This is a genomic window from Alistipes sp. AM16-43 (genome assembly GCF_003435745.1).
In the GTDB taxonomy this organism is placed as follows: Bacteria; Bacteroidota; Bacteroidia; order Bacteroidales; family Rikenellaceae; genus Alistipes; species Alistipes onderdonkii.
The window spans coordinates 731,959-748,700 of sequence record NZ_QTUQ01000001.1; the positions used below are offsets into that span (position 1 = coordinate 731,959).

The window sequence follows — 16,742 nt, forward strand, 5'->3', positions numbered from 1 at the left end:
CATGGAGAAATTTTTCGTTTCGCGCCCGATCTTCGCCCTGTCGCTGGCCATCGTCATCGTGCTCGTGGGGCTGATTTCGATCCTGAACCTGCCGATCGAACAGTACCCCGACATCACGCCGCCCGTGGTCGAGGTCTCGGCCACGTACGACGGCGCCGATGCCGAGACGGTCAACAACGCCGTGGCGACACCCGTGGCGCAGAGCGTCATGGGCGTAAGCGACATGCTCTACCTGCAAACCACCAGCGCCAACGACGGTTCGATGGTCATGCAGGTGACCTTCGACATAGGCTCCGACCCCGACCTGGACGCCATCTTCACCCAGAACAACGTCTCGTCGGCCACCGCACAGCTCCCGCTGACGGTCACCAAGCAGGGCGTCACCACGCGCAAGACCATGACCGGCTTCCTGCTGGTCTTCTCGCTGCACAGCGACGGACGCTACGACGCCGAGTTCCTCTCCAACTACGCCTACATCAACCTCCAGAACGAGCTGCTCAAGATCAACGGCGTGGGCAAGGTGTCGATCATGGGCGCCGGCGAGTACGCCATGCGCATATGGCTCAAGCCCGACGTGCTGAAATACTACGGCATCCCGGTCTCGGCCGTCACCGCGGCCATCGAGAACCAGGGAGGCATCTACCCCGCCGGGCAGTTCGGGGCCGAACCCGCGCCCGACGGCACCACCTATACTTATACGGTGACCATGCCGCCGCAGATCACCACCCCCGCGCAGTTCGGCGACATCGTGGTCGTCACGACTTCGGAAGGCCAGCAGATCCGGCTGTGCGATGTGGCCGAGGTTTCGCTCGGCAGCCAGAGCTACGGCGTGAGCTCGCTCTTCGAGGGCAAGCCCACGGCCATGATCGTCGTCTACCAGCAGCCCGGCAGCAACGCCGTGGAGGTGGGCAAGAAGGTCAGGGCGGCGATGGCACGGCTCGAAAAACGCATGCCCGACGGCATTGCGGCCACCACGATCGTCGACACCACGACCAGCATCGACGCCGGTATCCGGGACATATTCCACACGCTGGTGATCGCCCTCCTGCTGGTGATCTTCATCATCTACCTCTTCATCCAGGACTGGCGGGCGACCGTCATCCCGCTCGTGGCGATCCCCGTCTCGCTCATCGGCGCCTTCGCGCTCTTCCCGCTGCTGGGGTTCTCGGTCAACATCATCTCGCTGCTGGGGCTGGTGCTGGCCATCGGCCTGGTGGTCGACGACGCCATCGTGGTCGTCGAGGCCGCGCAGGTCAACATCGCCGCCGGCATGCGGCCCCGCGCCGCGGCGCTCGAAGCCATGAAGAACGTCGCCTCGCCCATCGTCGCCACGACGGTCGTGCTGCTGGCCGTATTCGTCCCCGTGTCGTTCACGGGCGGCATCACAGGCCGGTTGTTCCAGCAGTTCTCCATCACGATCGCCGTCTCGGTGGTGATCTCGGCATTCAACGCCCTGACGCTCTCCCCGGCGCTGTGCGCCCTGCTGCTGCGCCGCCGCGAACCGCCGCAGAAAGGCTTTTTCGCCGCTTTCAATCGCTGGTTCTCCCGCAACATGGATCGCTATACGGCCTTTACGCCGACGCTTATCCGCCACGTGACGCGCACGGGCGTATTCATCGCCGTGGTACTCGCGGTCATCTTCGTCGTATGGCGCAAGCTGCCCGCCGGGTTCCTCCCCGAGGAAGACCAGGGCTACGTCATGGTGATGGTCTCCACGCCCGAAGCCTCGGCGCTGCCCGTCACGCAGGCCGCCATGGAGGAGGCCGACGCCGTGATCCGCACCCTGCCCGAAGTGGCTTCGACCTCGTTCGCCGCAGGTTTCAACATGATGGCGGGCATCGCCTCGACCGACAGCGGCATCATCTTCGTCTCGCTGGTCGACTTCGCCGACCGCAAACTCTCGGCCATGGAAATCGCACAGAAACTCACCGACGAGCTGTACGTCGCCGTGCCGGGCGCCGAGTGCTATGCCTTCATCCCGCCCTCGATCCCCGGGCTGGGCATCACCTCGGGCGTATCGGTCGAGGTGCAGGATCTCGAAGGGCGCGGCACGGCCTACCTGCTCGCCCAGGCCGGGCGGCTGATGGACTCGTTGCGCAAACAGCCTTCGATCGCCTCGGTGACCACGCAGTTCAACGCCGGGGTGCCCCAGCGCCGCCTGCGCATCGACAAGGAGCAGGCGCTGGCCGCAGGCGTCGACCTGGGCGTATTGTACGGCGAACTGACGACCCTGCTGGGCGGCGCCTACATCAACAACTTCTCGCGCTTCGGCAAGCTCTACCAGACCTATATCCAGGCGGCGCCCGAATACCGCCTCGACAAACGCTCGCTCGACAACTACTACGTCGCTTCGTCCTCGGGCGAGAGCGTGCCCGTATCGTCGTTCGTGGAGGTGGTCGACACGGTGGGCGTGGAATACGTCTCGCAGTTCAACCTCTACCGCTCGATCTCCCTCACGGTGACGCCCGCGGCGCGCGCCTCGACCACGACCGTCATGCAGGAGATCACCCGTACGGCCGGCGAGGTGCTGCCCGACGACATCGGCACGGCGTGGAGCGGCACCTCCTATCAGGAAGCCAATGCCTCGAAGACGGGCGGGCTGGTCTACCTGCTGGCGCTGGTGTTCGTCTTCCTGGCCCTCGCGGCGCTCTACGAGTCGTGGGGACTGCCGCTGGCGATCCTGATGAGCGTCCCCGTCGCGGTGCTGGGCGCCGTGCTCTTCATCGGGGGATCGCACCTGCTGGACGCCTTCTTCGTCAACGACGTCTACATGCAGATTTCGCTGGTCATGCTCATCGGCCTGGCGGCCAAGAATGCCATCCTGGTTGTGGAATATGCCGACCGGCTGTTCAACGAAAAAGGCCTCTCGCTGATGGACGCCGCGATCGGCGCCGCCAAACTGCGCGTGCGGCCGATCATCATGACCGCCTTCGCGTTCATCCTCGGCGTCATGCCGCTGGTATTCGCCAGCGGGGTCTACGCCACGGCACGCAACATCATGGGCGTGGCACTGGTGGGCGGTATGCTGTTCGCCACGCTGCTGGGCATCTTCGTCTACCCGGCACTCTACTATTTCGTGGGGCGCATCGGGAATTTCGAACGCCGCCGTGAACGCAAAAAACAGGAGGAAAAACTATGAAAACCGGATACCTTACCCTAATCTTCGCGCTCGCCTGCGCGGCCTGCACACCCCGTTTCTACCCGCCCAAGGTCGACGTGCCCGACGGCTACCTCTACGGCGAAGGCTTCCCGCGGGACACCGCGGCGCTCGCCTCCGACTGGTGGCGGCTGTTCGGGGACACGGTGCTCGACAACCTCGTGCAGCGGGCGCTGGAGAACAACCGCGACGTGGCCGTAGCGGCTTCGCGCGTGGAAGAGGCGCGGCAGAACCTCGGCGTCGTGCGGGCGCAGTTCCTGCCCCAGGTGGGCATAGGCGTCACGGCCGAGGGGGAATACACGCCGCAGACCAAGATCGTACAGACCTACGCCGTCGAACCGTCGCTCTCGTGGGAAATCGCCCTGTTCGGGCAGCTGCGCAACGCCAAACGGGCGGCCAGGGCGCAGATCGCCTCCTCGGAATGGGCGCTGCGGGGCGTGCGGCTGTCGCTGGCCGCGGAGGTCGCCACGACCTACTTCACGCTGCTCGAATACGAACGCGACCTGGCGATCGCCCGGCGCAGCTGCACCCTGCGGCGCGAATCGGCCGCACTGATCGACTCGATGTTCCGCTACGGCATGTCGGACGGCGTGGCGCTGGAGCAGGCACGCAGCCTGGTCTATACGGCCGAGGCGGACATCCCGCAATACGAGCGCGCCGTGAAGCAGACGCGGCTGTCGCTCGACATCCTGCTGGGCGAAACGCCGCAGGCGGCGGACAGCACGGGCTCGGGGCTGCGCCTGCTTGCAGACCGCCATCCCGCCGACATCCCCGTAGGGCTTCCGTCGGAACTGCTCAAGCGGCGCCCGGACATCATGGAGGCGCGTTACAATATGCTCCAGGCGGCCGCGAATGCCGGGGTCGCACGCGGGGCAAGATTCCCGTCCATCGCACTGACAGCCAAAGGAGGAATAGCCTCCAACTCGATCAAAGGTTTAACTTCGGCAAACCCTTGGGCGTGGGATGCGCTGGGCTCGCTCACGCAACCCCTGTTCGCCTTCGGCAAGCTGCGCCGCTCGGAGCTGGCGGCCATGGAGCGTTATACGCAAGCGGCAAAGACTTACGAGCAAACCGTGCTGACGGCATTCGCAGATGTCGAGAAGGCGCTGGTCGCCATCGCCACCTACCGCACCCAGACAGAGCGTTCCTGCGAACTGGTCGTCTCGAACGACCGCATCGCCACCATGACGCAGGCGCTCTACCGCAGCGGGCTGTCGGACTACCTCGACGTGATCGACGCCGAGCGGAGCCTCTACCAGTCGCAGATGGAGCTGGTGAACATCGTGGCACAGCAGTACATCAACTACGTGAACCTCTGCAAGGCACTGGGCGGCGGGTGGTAAGGCCGCCCGAATATACCCACAAATGGGGATTGCATATCCGGCCGCAAAGTCGTATCTTTGGCGCCAAAACTAAAGAGCGACAATGCGTTTATCCGAACTTAAGACCGGCGAGTCGGCCACGATCCTCAAGGTAACGGGGCACGGAGGCTTCCGCCGGCGTATCATGGAGATGGGATTCGTCCGCGGGCAGCGGGTCGAAGTACTGCTCAACGCACCCCTGAAAGACCCGATCGAATATAAAATCATGGGCTACGACATCTCGCTGCGCCGTACCGAGGCCGACATGGTCGTCGTACTCTCCGACAGCGAAGTGAACGAATACCTTGCCGGAGGACATCACCACCACCGCCCTCATCACGGGCACCACCACGGGCATTGCGGCTGCGGAATGCCGGAACAAATCCCCGAATGCCCTGCCGCAGGGACACCGGGCGCGGACGACGACTGCGCCACGGCCGACGAGGTCATCTCGCGCCACAGCCGCACGATCAGCGTGGCGCTCGTGGGCAACCCCAACAGCGGCAAGACCTCGCTTTTCAACGCTATATCGGGCGGCCATGAACACGTGGGCAACTACGGCGGCGTGACCGTCGGCGCCAAGAGCGGCCACCGCTACTACCGCGGCTACCGCTTCGAGGTGACCGACCTGCCGGGCACCTATGCCCTTTCGGCCTATACCCCCGAGGAGCGTTACGTCCGCAGCCATATCGCCGAAAAGACGCCCGACGTCATCATCAACTCGGTCGTGGCGTCGAATCTCGAACGCAACCTTTACCTGACGACCGAGCTGATCGACATAAACCCGCGCATGGTGGTGGCTCTCAATATGTATGACGAGCTCAATTCACGCGGTTCGGAGCTCGATTACGACAACCTGGGACGGATGCTCGGCGTACCGATGGTACCCGTCGAGGCACGCAACGGCAAAGGCATCGAGGCGCTGTTGGACACCGTGATCGCCGTGTACGAAAATCAGGACGAGCGCGTACGCCACATCCATATAAACATGGGCCCCGTCATCGAGGAGGGGCTCCGGCGGCTCAAGGACGACATGAGCGACTACCGCGGCGAACTGCCCAAGGCCTTCCCGCCACGCTACTATGCCATGAAGATGCTCGAAGGCGACAGGCAGGTCGAGGAACAACTGCGCGGCAGCAGCCGCTATCCCGAGTGGGTGGAGATCCGCGACCGCGAGGCGAAACGCATCGCCGAAGCCCTGGGCGAGGATGTCGAGACGGCTTTCGCCAACCAGAAATACGGGTTCATTCAGGGGGCGCTCAAGGAGACCTACACCCCGGGGAAACGCGAAGAGGCCTCGGCCACGAAGCTCATCGACACCTTCGTGACGCACAAGCTGTGGGGCTTCCCGATCTTCTTTTTCCTGATGTGGCTGATGTTCTGGTGCACGTTCAGCCTCGGCGCCTATCCGCAGGAGTGGATCGACACGCTCGTGGGATGGATCGGCAGCGGCGTGGACGCGCTCCTTCCTGCGGGGCCGCTGCGCGACCTGCTGGTCGACGGCATCATCGGCGGCGTGGGGGCGGTCATCGTCTTCCTGCCCAACATCATGATCCTCTACCTGTTCATCTCGTTCATGGAGGATTCGGGCTATCTGGCGCGCGCCGCGTTCATCATGGATCGCGTGATGCACCGCATCGGCCTGCACGGCAAATCGTTCATCCCGCTGATCATGGGCTTCGGCTGCAACGTCCCGGCCATCATGGCCTGCAGGACGATCGAGAGCCGAAGCAGCAGGCTGATAACCATACTCATAACCCCCTTCATGTCATGCAGTGCCCGAATACCGATCTACCTCCTGCTCGCCGGGACGTTCTTCGCCGCCGACGCCAGTCTGGTGATGATCGGGCTCTATGTGCTGGGAGTCGTGCTGGCCGTCGTCACGGCACGCCTGATGCGGCGCTTCATGTTCCCGGTGGACGAAACGCCCTTCGTCATGGAACTGCCGCCCTACCGCCTGCCGACATGGAAGACGACGCTCACCCACATGTGGGACAAATGCGCGCAATACCTGCGCAAGATGGGAGGCATGATCCTGATCGCTTCGATGGTCGTATGGTTCCTGAGCTATTACCCCCGCAGCGAAGAGGGCGGCACGACGGCCCACTACGAGAACTCCTACCTCGGGCGTCTGGGGCAAAGCTGTGCGCCGATATTCAGTCCGCTGGGACTGAACTGGAAGGCGGGCGTGGCACTGCTGTCGGGTGTCCCGGCCAAGGAGATCGTCGTCAGCACGCTCGGCGTGCTCTATCCCGACGGCGGGGAGGCGGCAAGCGCCCCCGGCGCCGGCACGACGGAGATCGTCACAGGATCGGGCGAAAAGATCGAGATCGGGAACCTGCCGGAAGGCAGCATCGCCATTATCGGCGGGGCGGACGGACAGACGGCGATCCGCATTGCGGAAAACACTGACGCACAGGTCAGCACGGGCACGCAGGCGGGTAAGGTCGCAGAGCTGGCCGGCGAAGACGAGGAAACCGTGAACCTCTCCCGCAAGCTGCTGGCAAGCGGCGACTTCACGCAGGCATCGGCACTGGCTTTTCTGGTATTCATCCTCCTCTACTTCCCCTGCATTGCGACCATCGCCGCCATCGGCGCCGAGGCCGGGTGGAAATGGGCCACGGCTGCCGTGGCCTACAACACGGTGCTGGCGTGGGTCGTAGCATGGGCGGTCTACCGCCTTTTCATGTGGCTCTGACATGGGGTGGCAGGACTTTGCGGTCTGGGGTATCGGCATCGTGGTCGCAGCCGTCGTACTACGGCGGATGTGGTGCTTCTTCAGGGGCAGGGGGCGCGGCGGATGCGCGTCGTGCGCCAGTACGCATTGCGCGCTGAAGACGGCACGCCGCAGGGGCCGCGGCGGCAACGGCAGACCATAGCCCGAAAAATACCGGGCTGAAAAGGCCCGCTCGCCGGAAAGGGGTGCGGATCGGACGATCCTCCCTTTCCGCCATTTTTCCACCGGCATGCCGGGTTCCCTCCCCAAAAAAAAGAGGTTTCCGGCGGCCACACCCCGCAGGATGGCGCCCGTCCACGGACAACGGCAAGGCCGGCATCTCCCGCAAGCCCGATCCGGAATGCGCCTCCGAAGCCGGAGGCGGCACGCCGCGCATAAAATCGCAGGCGGGAGGAACAATTTCCGCCGGGAAACATTATCTTTGCCCCGGAATCAAGCGCACACGCAATGTCCGGACTTTTTTACATCCTTCTTTTCTGGCTGATCGGCAATGCATTGAGCATCCTTACCGGAGGTTATGTTTCAGGTAACATCATCGGCATGATCCTGCTCTTCGCAGCCTTGTGCCTGCATTGGGTCAAAGCCGAAACGGTACGTCCCGCAGCCCGGTTCCTGCTGGGGGCCATGGCACTCTTCTTCGTCCCCTACGGCGTAGGGCTGATGGACTCCTACCGCGTGATCCTCGACAACCTGTGGGCGATCGTAATCTCGGGCATCGCCTCGACGATCATCGTCCTGCTGGTGACGGGGCAGACGTTCCAGAGCCTGAACCGCCGCTCGCGCCTGCGCCGCATCCGGCACCTTCGTGAAACCGTCGTAAACACCCCGGACAATGATTGACAAGGCGTTCCTCTCCACCGACCTCTTCCTGCTGACGCTCACCGTGGGGCTTTACTGCCTCGGGACGGCGGTCTACCGCCGCATCCGGATGCCGCTGCTGCATCCCGTACTGCTCACGTTCGTCGCCGTCATCGTATTCCTCCGTGCGGCGGACATCGGCTATGCCCGCTACCAGGAAGCCACGGGCATCCTCGACTTTGCCCTGGGCATGTCGGTGGTCGCACTCGGCTACCTGCTCTACGAACAGGTCGAACAACTGCGCGGAAGCCTGCTCCCGGTCGGCATCGCCACCCTTGCGGGTTGCGTGGCGGGCGTGCTGAGCGTCGTATATATCGCCATGGCGTTCGGCGCCGGACGCGAGATACTCAACTCGATAGCCCCCAAGTCGGTCACCGTGCCCATCGCCGTGTCGGTCTCGGGGCCGCTGGGCGGCATCGTCCCCGTCACGTCGGTCGTGGTGTTCTGCGTGGGGATCTTCGGCAGCATCTTCGGCGAGTGGATCCTGCGCCGCAGCGGCGTGCGGGATGCCGAAGCAAGGGGGTTTGCGCTGGGAGCCGCGGCGCACGGCATCGGTACGGCGCGCGCCATCGAGATGGGAGCCGTCGAAGGAGCCCTGAGCGGACTGGCAATGGCCCTGATGGGATTGGCTACGGCGCTGCTGATGCCGCTGATGGAGCGGTATCTGTATTAGCAGTAAGCCCTGCGGCAGGCGGACGGGCATATATCGGGCTCATAAAAGTCGCATCAAAGTTTTTTAAATTCTATAATAAATACTACTTTTGCACAATTGCTGGCAATTCGCACAAAAGTAGGTTAATATGGAGTGGTTACACACCTTGTTCTTCGGCAGCGGCATCGCCCATGCCGTGCTGACCTTCGCATTGGTCATCACCATCGGCATTTTGCTCGGAAAAGTCAAAATCGGCGGCATCTCGCTCGGAATCACATGGATTCTGTTCGTAGGTATCGTCCTGAGTCATTTCGGAATGACGGTGGACGGCGAGGTCAGGCACTTCGTGCAGGAATTCGGGCTGATTCTGTTCGTCTTCTCGATCGGTCTGCAAGTCGGACCGGGATTTTTCGCATCGTTCAAACACGGCGGCATGACGCTGGTCATGTGTGCCGTAGCGATCGTACTGCTGGGCGTGGCGACGGCCTATGTAGTTCATCTGGCGACGGGCACGCCGATTCCGACGATGGTCGGCATCCTTTCGGGCGCAGTGACCAACACCCCCGGACTGGGTGCCGCGCAGCAGGCTTACACCGATGCGTTGGGAATCGAAGACCCCACGATCGCGCTGGGTTACGCCGTGGCTTATCCGCTCGGCGTCGTGGGCATCATATTCACGATGATCTTCATCCGCTACGCCCTGCGCGTGAAGTTCGAAAAGGAGGACGAGGGGCTGGCGGCGCTGAGCCGTGAACACAAGCTCGCCGACAAGGTTTCGGTCGAATTCACCAACAAGACGCTCGACGGCCGCACGGTGGCCTATGTCCGCGACCTGATCAACCGTCAGTTCGTCATATCGCGCATCCTGCGTCCCGACGGAACGATCTCGATGGCCGATGCGGAGAGCGTGATACATATCGGCGACCGGCTGTGGCTGATCTCGCAGGCCGAGGACATCGAGGCGATCGTGGCCTTCTTCGGCCGCCGCGTGGAGATGACCGACGAGCAGTGGGGCAACAATACGCCCAATGCCGAGCTGGTGTCGCGCCGCATCCTGATTACGAAATCGTCGCTCAACGGCAAGAAATTCTCCGACCTGCGCCTGCGCACGAAATACGGCATCACCATCACGCGCGTAAACCGCGCGGGCGTCGATCTGATCCCCTATCAGGGCTTGGAACTGCAGGTCGGCGACCGCGTGATGGTCGTAGGGCCCGCGAAAGCCGTGGCGCAGGTGGCCGACGTATTGGGCAACTCGCTCAAGAAGCTGAACCAGCCTAATTTGGTGACGATCTTCGTAGGTATCGCTTTAGGTGTGCTGCTGGGGTCGATTCCGCTGCTCAACGTACCCCAGCCCGTGAAGCTCGGACTGGCAGGAGGCCCGCTGATCGTGGCCATCCTGATCGGACGCTTCGGCACGCATTTCCACCTGGTCACCTACACTACGATGAGCGCCAACCTGATGCTGCGCGAAATCGGCATCGCGCTGTTCCTCGCGGCGGTGGGCATCGGCGCGGGCGACGGATTCATCGACGCCATCGTCGACGGCGGTTACCGCTGGATCGGATACGGCGTCGCCATCACCGTCCTGCCGCTGATAATCGTCGCGCTGGTAGCGCGGCTATGGCTCAAGATGAACTACTACACGCTGATGGGACTTATCGCCGGATCGACGACCGATCCCCCGGCGCTGGCCTACGCCAATGCGACGGCAGGCAACGACATGCCGGCCGTGGGGTATTCGACGGTCTATCCCGTAGTGATGTTCCTGCGCGTGCTGACGGCGCAGATATTCATCCTCTTCTCGCTGTAAGCGGGACGGTTCGTAAAAAATGTTACGAACTGTTACCCGTCCCGCATGTCGCTCAAAAACAGTTTGGGGCGAGAAATGAAGCGGCGGAGAGAGTCGGATGGCAGATAAAATTCAACGATGGCTTTTAAATTTTAATCGGAATACCTATCTTTGCTGCTGGCAAAAATCCAAACACCCTTATACTATGGCAAAAGCAGTCAACATCGCCCGTTCCCATCGGTTGGACGGCATCGGAGAGTACTATTTTTCGCGCCGTCTGCGCGAGATCGCCGAAATCGAAGCGGCAACGGGCCGTCAGATCGTGAAACTCGCTATGGGCAGCCCCGACCTGCCCCCGCACCAGTCGGTCATCGACCGCCTTGCAAAGGAGGCACAGCGCCCCGACGTACACAAATACATGTCTTACAAGGGAGAACCCATCCTGCGCAAGGCTTTTGCGGACTGGTATAAGAAATGGTACCGCACGGAACTGGACTACAACAACGAAGTACTGCCCCTGATCGGCTCGAAGGAGGGCATCATGCACATATGCATGACGTTCCTCAATAAGGGCGACAAGGTGCTCGTGCCCAATCCCGGCTACCCCACCTACTCGGCTGCCGTGCGCCTCTCGGGCGGCGAGATGGTTCCCTATGCGCTGAACAAGCAGACCGGCTTCTACCCCGACTTCGAGGCGATCGAGAAGGCCGGGTTGGACGGCGTGAAGATGATGCTGGTCAACTACCCCAACATGCCGACGGGCCAGACCCCGACGATGGAGCTGTTCCAGAAAATCGTGGATTTCGGCGCCCGGCACAACATCCTGATCGTGCACGACAACCCGTACAGTTTCATCCGCAATGCCGCCGCCCCGATCTCGATCATGGAGGCCGAGGGCGCACGCGACGTCGCACTGGAGATGAACTCGCTGTCGAAAGGCCACTCGATGGCCGGCTGGCGCGTGGGCGTCGTCGTGGGCAAGAAGGAGTGGATCGACTCGATCCTGACGTTCAAGTCGAACATGGACTCGGGCATGTTCTACCCGATCCAGGCGGCGGCCGACACGGCGCTGGCTTTGGGCGAAGAGTGGTTCAAGGAGCTGAACGACATCTATTACGGCCGCGAGAAGCAGGCCTATGCGCTGCTCGACGCGCTGGGATGCAAATACCGCGAGCACCAGGCCGGCCTGTTCGTATGGGCCGAGCTGCCCGAGTCGTATGAGGGCGACAGCTTTGCGTTCTCGGACGAGGTGATGGACAAATGCGACGTGTTCCTGACCCCGGGCGGCATCTTCGGCTCGGAGGGCAACCGTTACATCCGCATCACCCTCTGCTGCCCCGAGGAATTGCTGAAAAAAGCTACGGATAACATCATCGCCAAGTTCGGGAAATAACTCCCGGGCGATACGGAATAAGGCACTCCCCTCGCGGACATCGGTTCCCGAGGGGAGTTTTTTTCTGTCCGATGCCGGGCGGTGGCAATCGGAGCCGCCGTAAAAAAAAGCGCAATCCCACGGCAGGAAGAACCTGAAAATAGCTACCTTTGGAAGAGGAGGACGCAGCCGCGTCCGGAGCCAGACCCGCCGAAAACCACAGCAAACGCATATGGAGATAAAATCACTGGAAAAAACGAGCTTTGGCACGCTGTCCGAGGCATTCGGCCAGGCATTCGCCGATTACGAAGTCCAACTGGACAAAACACAGCTCCGGCGCATGCTGCGCAGGCGCGGTTTCGATCCCCGCCTGTCGTTCGCCGCGTTCGACGGGGAGCGGATCGCCGCGTTCACCCTGAACGGGACAGGGAATTTCAACGGCCTGCCGACAGCCTACGACACCGGCACGGGAACCCTCGAAGCCTATCGCGGGCAGGGGCTCGCCGCAAAGGTCTTCGAACACTCCATCCCCTACTTGCGGGAGGCCGGAATCCGGCAATACCTGCTGGAAGTCCTGCAACACAACACAAAGGCGGTATCGGTCTACCGGAAGCTCGGGTTCGAAACGGCGCGTGAATTCAATTATTCCATACAACACGGCGCGCACGTGCACCTCGGCGCGAAAATCCCGGACACTGCCTGTACGGTAACGCCCGTCGATGTAGGGCGGTTCGCCCCCGACCCGCAGTTCTGGGATTTCATGCCCTCCTGGCAGAACAGTCCCGAGGCCATAAGGCGGGCTGCGGGGGACTTCGCCGGGCTGAGCGCCCGCGCAGAGGGGACACAGGTGGGATACTGCATCTTCGAACCCGCCTCGGGCGACATTACCCTGATCGCTGTCGACAAGCGGTACAGGCGGCGGGGGATCGCCACCTCGCTGCTGCGGGAAGCGCTCCGGCTCAACAAGGCGGATTCGGTCAAGGCCATAAACACCGAGGCCGGCTGCGAATCGGTAACGGCGTTCCTGGAGGCGGCGAACATCGCCGTGACGGGGCGGCAGTTCGAAATGGTGAAAAAAATATAAGGTGTGCCGCCGGCAAGGACAAAGCCCTCCGCACAGGGAGGGCTTTGTTCATGTACACGCGGGCGGTATGCCTACTCCTCCACGATGCGGATCGAGAGGATCAGGTCGCCGGGACGGATGTCGTCGATGACGTCCAGCCCCTCGACCACCCGGCCGAAGCAGGTGTGGCGGCCGTCGAGATGCTGCGTCGACTCGCGGGCGCAGCAGATAAAAAATTGCGAGCCGCCCGTGTCCTTTCCGGCATGGGCCATCGAGAGCACGCCCCGGTCGTGGTACTGGCGCGGCGCCGAGGTCTCGCATTTGATCTTGTACCCGGGGCCGCCCGTGCCGTCGCCCCGCGGGCAGCCGCCCTGGATGACGAAGCCCGGGATCACCCGGTGGAAGGTCAGCCCGTCGTAGAAATTATGGTTGGCCAGCTCGACGAAGTTCGCCACCGTACCGGGGGTCTCCTCCGTATAGAGCTCGGCCTTCATGTCGCCTTTCTCGGTCGAAATAAGTGCGTATTGTGCCATATCGAAAATGGTTTTTAAGGTTCGAGGACTTTGATTTCGGCGGCCGCGGCCTTCACCCGGCCGCGCAGGGCATCGAGGTCGTCGCCCAGCGGTGCATAGCCCACGACGATGCCCATACGGCGGTTGACGCGCGCCGAAGGTTTGCCGAAGATCCGCACGTCGGTACGGGGATCGGAGGCCAGCGCCCGGTCGATCCCCTCGTAGCGCGGAGCCACAGGGCTTGCCAGGGGCGAGAGCACCACGGCCGTGGCGCCCAGGCGTTCGAAAGTCACCGCGGGGATCGGCAGCCCCAGCACGGCGCGCAGGTGCAGTTCGAACTCATTGAGATTCTGCGTCCCGGCCAGCGTCACCATGCCCGTGTCGTGCGGGCGCGGCGAAAGTTCGGAGAAATAAACCCCGTTTTCGTGGCTCAGGAAGAATTCCACGCCCCACAGCCCGGCACCGGTCAGGGCTTCGGTGACGGCGGCCGCCATGCGCTGCGCCTCAGCGAGGTGTTCCGGTGCCACGTAGGGCGACTGGAAACTCTCGCGGTAGTCGCCGCCCTTCTGCACATGGCCGATCGGCGGGCAAAAGAGCGTCGGGCCGTCCTTCTGCGTGACGGTCAGCAGCGTGATTTCGCTGTCGAAGCGGATGAATTCCTCGATGATCAGCTCGCGGATATCGCCGCGCGACCCTTCGCAGCCGTAGTGCCAGGCTCTCTCCAGTTCGCCGGCATTCCTGACGAGCGACTGCCCCTTGCCCGAGGAGGACATCAGCGGCTTGACCACGCACGGGAACCCGATCCGGGCGGCAGCCTCCTCCAGTTCGGCGAGCGACGTGGCGTAGAAATAATGGGCGGTCTTTAGCCCCAGCTCCCGGGCGGCAAGGTCGCGGATGGCCTTGCGGTTCATCGTGAAATTGACGGCGCGAGCGCTCGGCACGACCTGGATGCCCTCGCGTTCGAAGTCGTAGAGGCGTTCGGTGCGGATCGCCTCGATTTCGGGGACGATCACGTCGGGGCGGTGCCGGGCCACGGCGGCGGCGAGCGCATCGCCGTCGAGCATCGAAAACACCTCGCAGGCGTCGGCCACCTGCATGGCAGGGGCGCCCGCATAGGAATCGCACGCCACGACGGTCTGTCCCAGCCGCTGCGCCGCGATTACGAACTCCTTGCCCAGTTCGCCCGAACCGAGCAGCATGATCTTTTTAGCCATATGTCTGTATTTTTCAGTGGCACAAAGATATGTTTTTTGCCCTGAATTTCGTACCTTACCGCATTAAAACTTACCTCGACGGCCATGAAAAATCAAATCCTCCGGCTGTGCTTCGGCATGGCGTGGTGCCTGTCGGCACTCGTTCCCGTGCATGCGCCTGCGGCAGGAGCCTCCGCGACGGCGGATCACGCAGCGCGGCGGGACACCCGAACCGCCGCGGCGCAAACACGCCCCTCCCCGGCCGATACGCTGCACGTCGTCTTTTTCACCGACATACATGTCACGCCGGGCAATGCACAGGACTCGCTCTTCCGCGTGGCCGTCGCCGAAGCCAACGCGTCGGATGCCGAACTGGTCATCTTCGGCGGGGATCTCACCAACACGGGCAGCGACGAGGAACTGGAGCACGTGTACGGGCTGATGTCACAGCTCGAAAAACCGTGGTTCACCGTCATGGGCAACCATGAAACGACCTGGTCGGAGAGCGGATGCACGACGTTCCGCTGCATATTCGGCCATGACGGGCGCGTCGCGTACCGTGCGGGAGGCTACCTTTTCCTGGGCTACAACTGCGGGCCCTACATGAAAATGGCCGACGGCGTCGTGCGCACCGAAGACCTCGCATGGCTCGGAGCGCAGGCCGCCGGGGCCCGCCCCGGCGAACGGATCGTAAGCCTCTGCCACTACCCGCTCAACAAAGACCTCACCAACAGGCAGGAGGTGGTCGCAACGCTCAAACGGCTGGGCATCACCGCCTCGCTCTACGGGCACTACCACCGGCTCGACCTGCGCAATTTCGACGGCATCGCGGGCATACCCGGCCGGGCACTGGCCGGCAGGCCGGGAGAGGCGCCGGGATATACCCTGCTCGATTTCTTCGCCGACTCGGTGCGCATCCGCGAAAAGCCGCTCGGACACACCGCACGCACCCGCCATACGGTATGCCTGGAAGGGGATCCGCAAATACTCGCCCTGCCCTGCGACCCGTCGCCCGCCGCACCCGACTACGAAGGTCGCATGGAATACGTCCTGCAGGACAGCGCCATGGTACTGACGGGCGCGGGATGCTGCGGCGACATGGTTTACTACGGCAATTCACAGGGCGTGTTGCGGGCGTACGACACACGCCGGGGGCGCGAAGTGTGGCGGCACAGGTTTCCCGACGCGCTCTACACCACCCCGCTCTGCACGGACGGGCTGGTGATTGTCGGCGCCGCCTCGGGCGGGATATGGGCCTTCGACGCCCGGACAAACCGCCGAAGGTGGCATCTGCCGACCGCCACGGCCGTCGTCGGCGACGGGCTCGTCGACCGCAGCTCGCTCTACATCGGGCTGGGCGTCGGCTCCGTCGGCCGCATAGACCTGCGCAGCGGCAAACTGCTCTGGCGTTACGACTACGGACAGGGACAGGCGCAGGGGCGCCCGACGCTCGCGGACGGGAAACTGGTATTCGGGGCGTGGGACAGGCACCTTTATTGCCTCGACGCCGCGACGGGCAGATGCCTCTGGAAATGGAACAACGGCCGCCCCGGCGTGTTCCTCTCCCCGGGGCATGTCGTGCCCCGCATCGCCGGTGGCAAGGTCTTCATCGTGGCGCCCGACCGGGCCGTGACCTGCCTCGACCTGGCTACCGGACGGCAGCTATGGCGCGACAACAGCCGTAAAGCACGCGAAACGACGGGCCTCGGCGACGACGGACGGCAATTCTATTATAAGACGATGGACGGCGAGCTGGCGGCCGTGGACACCTCGGCGGACGCCTACCGCGAAACATGGTGCACCGATCTGGGATGGGGATACGAATACAACTCCTGCCCGGCCTGCGTGCGCGACGGTGTGGTCTATGTCGCCGGGAGGCTCGGGCAGGTTGCTGCCGTGCGCGAAGACGGCACGCTGCTGTGGAGTGTGAAATGCTGCAATTCGGCAGGAAACGATTTCCGGCAGGCACCCGACGGGTCGCTGTGGGTTACCTTCGCCGAAGGCAAGCTCTTCCGGATTCCCTGACGGCTCTTGGCGACGAACGC

11 protein-coding genes are annotated in these 16,742 nt (G+C 63.1%); 9 read left to right on the plus strand and 2 right to left on the minus strand.

What is annotated here, in order from left to right:
* Position 1: 1 nt before the first annotated feature.
* The 8 genes from DW189_RS03005 (at position 2) to DW189_RS03040 (ending at position 13,013) form a co-directional block, all read left to right on the plus strand.
* Positions 2 to 3,139, plus strand: coding sequence for an efflux RND transporter permease subunit (locus DW189_RS03005; protein WP_117506816.1), 3,138 nt, complete (start codon positions 2 to 4; stop codon positions 3,137 to 3,139).
* Positions 3,136 to 4,500: an efflux transporter outer membrane subunit gene (locus DW189_RS03010; RefSeq protein ID WP_117506817.1), complete on the plus strand. Its 1,365-nt coding sequence runs from the start codon at positions 3,136 to 3,138 to the stop codon at positions 4,498 to 4,500. The genes DW189_RS03005 and DW189_RS03010 overlap by 4 nt, the downstream gene beginning before the upstream one ends.
* An 82-nt stretch (positions 4,501 to 4,582) precedes the next feature.
* Positions 4,583 to 7,216: a ferrous iron transport protein B gene (gene feoB, locus DW189_RS03015; RefSeq protein WP_117506818.1), complete on the plus strand. Its 2,634-nt coding sequence runs from the start codon at positions 4,583 to 4,585 to the stop codon at positions 7,214 to 7,216.
* Positions 7,217 to 7,702: 486 nt separating this feature from the next.
* Positions 7,703 to 8,095 (plus strand): CidA/LrgA family protein, encoded by a 393-nt coding sequence (locus tag DW189_RS03020; protein WP_087403475.1) that lies wholly within the window; start codon positions 7,703 to 7,705, stop codon positions 8,093 to 8,095.
* On the plus strand, positions 8,088 to 8,786 hold the full coding sequence (locus DW189_RS03025) for an LrgB family protein (protein ID WP_117506819.1): 699 nt from the start codon (positions 8,088 to 8,090) through the stop codon (positions 8,784 to 8,786). Before DW189_RS03020 ends, DW189_RS03025 begins: the two co-directional genes overlap by 8 nt.
* Positions 8,787 to 8,913: 127 nt before the next feature.
* Positions 8,914 to 10,578 (plus strand): putative transporter, encoded by a 1,665-nt coding sequence (locus DW189_RS03030; protein WP_022333169.1) that lies wholly within the window; start codon positions 8,914 to 8,916, stop codon positions 10,576 to 10,578.
* A 184-nt stretch (positions 10,579 to 10,762) separates the two neighbouring features.
* A complete protein-coding gene (locus DW189_RS03035) occupies positions 10,763 to 11,950 on the plus strand; it encodes a pyridoxal phosphate-dependent aminotransferase (RefSeq protein WP_018696047.1) in 1,188 nt (395 codons plus the stop codon).
* A 211-nt stretch (positions 11,951 to 12,161) separates the two neighbouring features.
* Entirely contained in the window at positions 12,162 to 13,013 is an 852-nt protein-coding gene (locus DW189_RS03040) for a GNAT family N-acetyltransferase (protein ID WP_117506820.1), read from the plus strand.
* Positions 13,014 to 13,084: 71 nt separating this feature from the next.
* Here the strand turns inward: DW189_RS03040 and DW189_RS03045 are convergent, their stop codons facing one another.
* Together DW189_RS03045 and purT are read right to left on the minus strand one after the other, a co-directional pair.
* On the minus strand, positions 13,085 to 13,525 hold the full coding sequence (locus DW189_RS03045) for a peptidylprolyl isomerase (RefSeq protein WP_022333167.1): 441 nt from the start codon (positions 13,523 to 13,525) through the stop codon (positions 13,085 to 13,087).
* A gap of 14 nt (positions 13,526 to 13,539) precedes the next feature.
* Positions 13,540 to 14,718, minus strand: coding sequence for a formate-dependent phosphoribosylglycinamide formyltransferase (gene purT / locus DW189_RS03050; RefSeq protein WP_117506821.1), 1,179 nt, complete (start codon positions 14,716 to 14,718; stop codon positions 13,540 to 13,542).
* Between the two features lie 84 nt (positions 14,719 to 14,802).
* Between purT and DW189_RS03055 the strand changes: the two genes are divergently transcribed.
* Entirely contained in the window at positions 14,803 to 16,722 is a 1,920-nt protein-coding gene (locus DW189_RS03055) for a PQQ-binding-like beta-propeller repeat protein (RefSeq protein WP_117506822.1), read from the plus strand.
* Positions 16,723 to 16,742: the final 20 nt, after the last annotated feature.

What these genes read in the sequence shown, in the direction of transcription:
- DW189_RS03005 (WP_117506816.1), top strand. Translation starts at nt 2, where the DNA reads ATGGAGAAATTTTTCGTTTCGCGCCCGATCTTCGCCCTGTCGCTGGCC.
- DW189_RS03010 (WP_117506817.1), top strand. Translation starts at nt 3,136, where the DNA reads ATGAAAACCGGATACCTTACCCTAATCTTCGCGCTCGCCTGCGCGGCC.
- feoB (WP_117506818.1), top strand. Translation starts at nt 4,583, where the DNA reads ATGCGTTTATCCGAACTTAAGACCGGCGAGTCGGCCACGATCCTCAAG.
- DW189_RS03020 (WP_087403475.1), top strand. Translation starts at nt 7,703, where the DNA reads ATGTCCGGACTTTTTTACATCCTTCTTTTCTGGCTGATCGGCAATGCA.
- DW189_RS03025 (WP_117506819.1), top strand. Translation starts at nt 8,088, where the DNA reads ATGATTGACAAGGCGTTCCTCTCCACCGACCTCTTCCTGCTGACGCTC.
- DW189_RS03030 (WP_022333169.1), top strand. Translation starts at nt 8,914, where the DNA reads ATGGAGTGGTTACACACCTTGTTCTTCGGCAGCGGCATCGCCCATGCC.
- DW189_RS03035 (WP_018696047.1), top strand. Translation starts at nt 10,763, where the DNA reads ATGGCAAAAGCAGTCAACATCGCCCGTTCCCATCGGTTGGACGGCATC.
- DW189_RS03040 (WP_117506820.1), top strand. Translation starts at nt 12,162, where the DNA reads ATGGAGATAAAATCACTGGAAAAAACGAGCTTTGGCACGCTGTCCGAG.
- DW189_RS03045 (WP_022333167.1), bottom strand. Translation starts at nt 13,525, where the DNA reads ATGGCACAATACGCACTTATTTCGACCGAGAAAGGCGACATGAAGGCC.
- purT (WP_117506821.1), bottom strand. Translation starts at nt 14,718, where the DNA reads ATGGCTAAAAAGATCATGCTGCTCGGTTCGGGCGAACTGGGCAAGGAG.
- DW189_RS03055 (WP_117506822.1), top strand. Translation starts at nt 14,803, where the DNA reads ATGAAAAATCAAATCCTCCGGCTGTGCTTCGGCATGGCGTGGTGCCTG.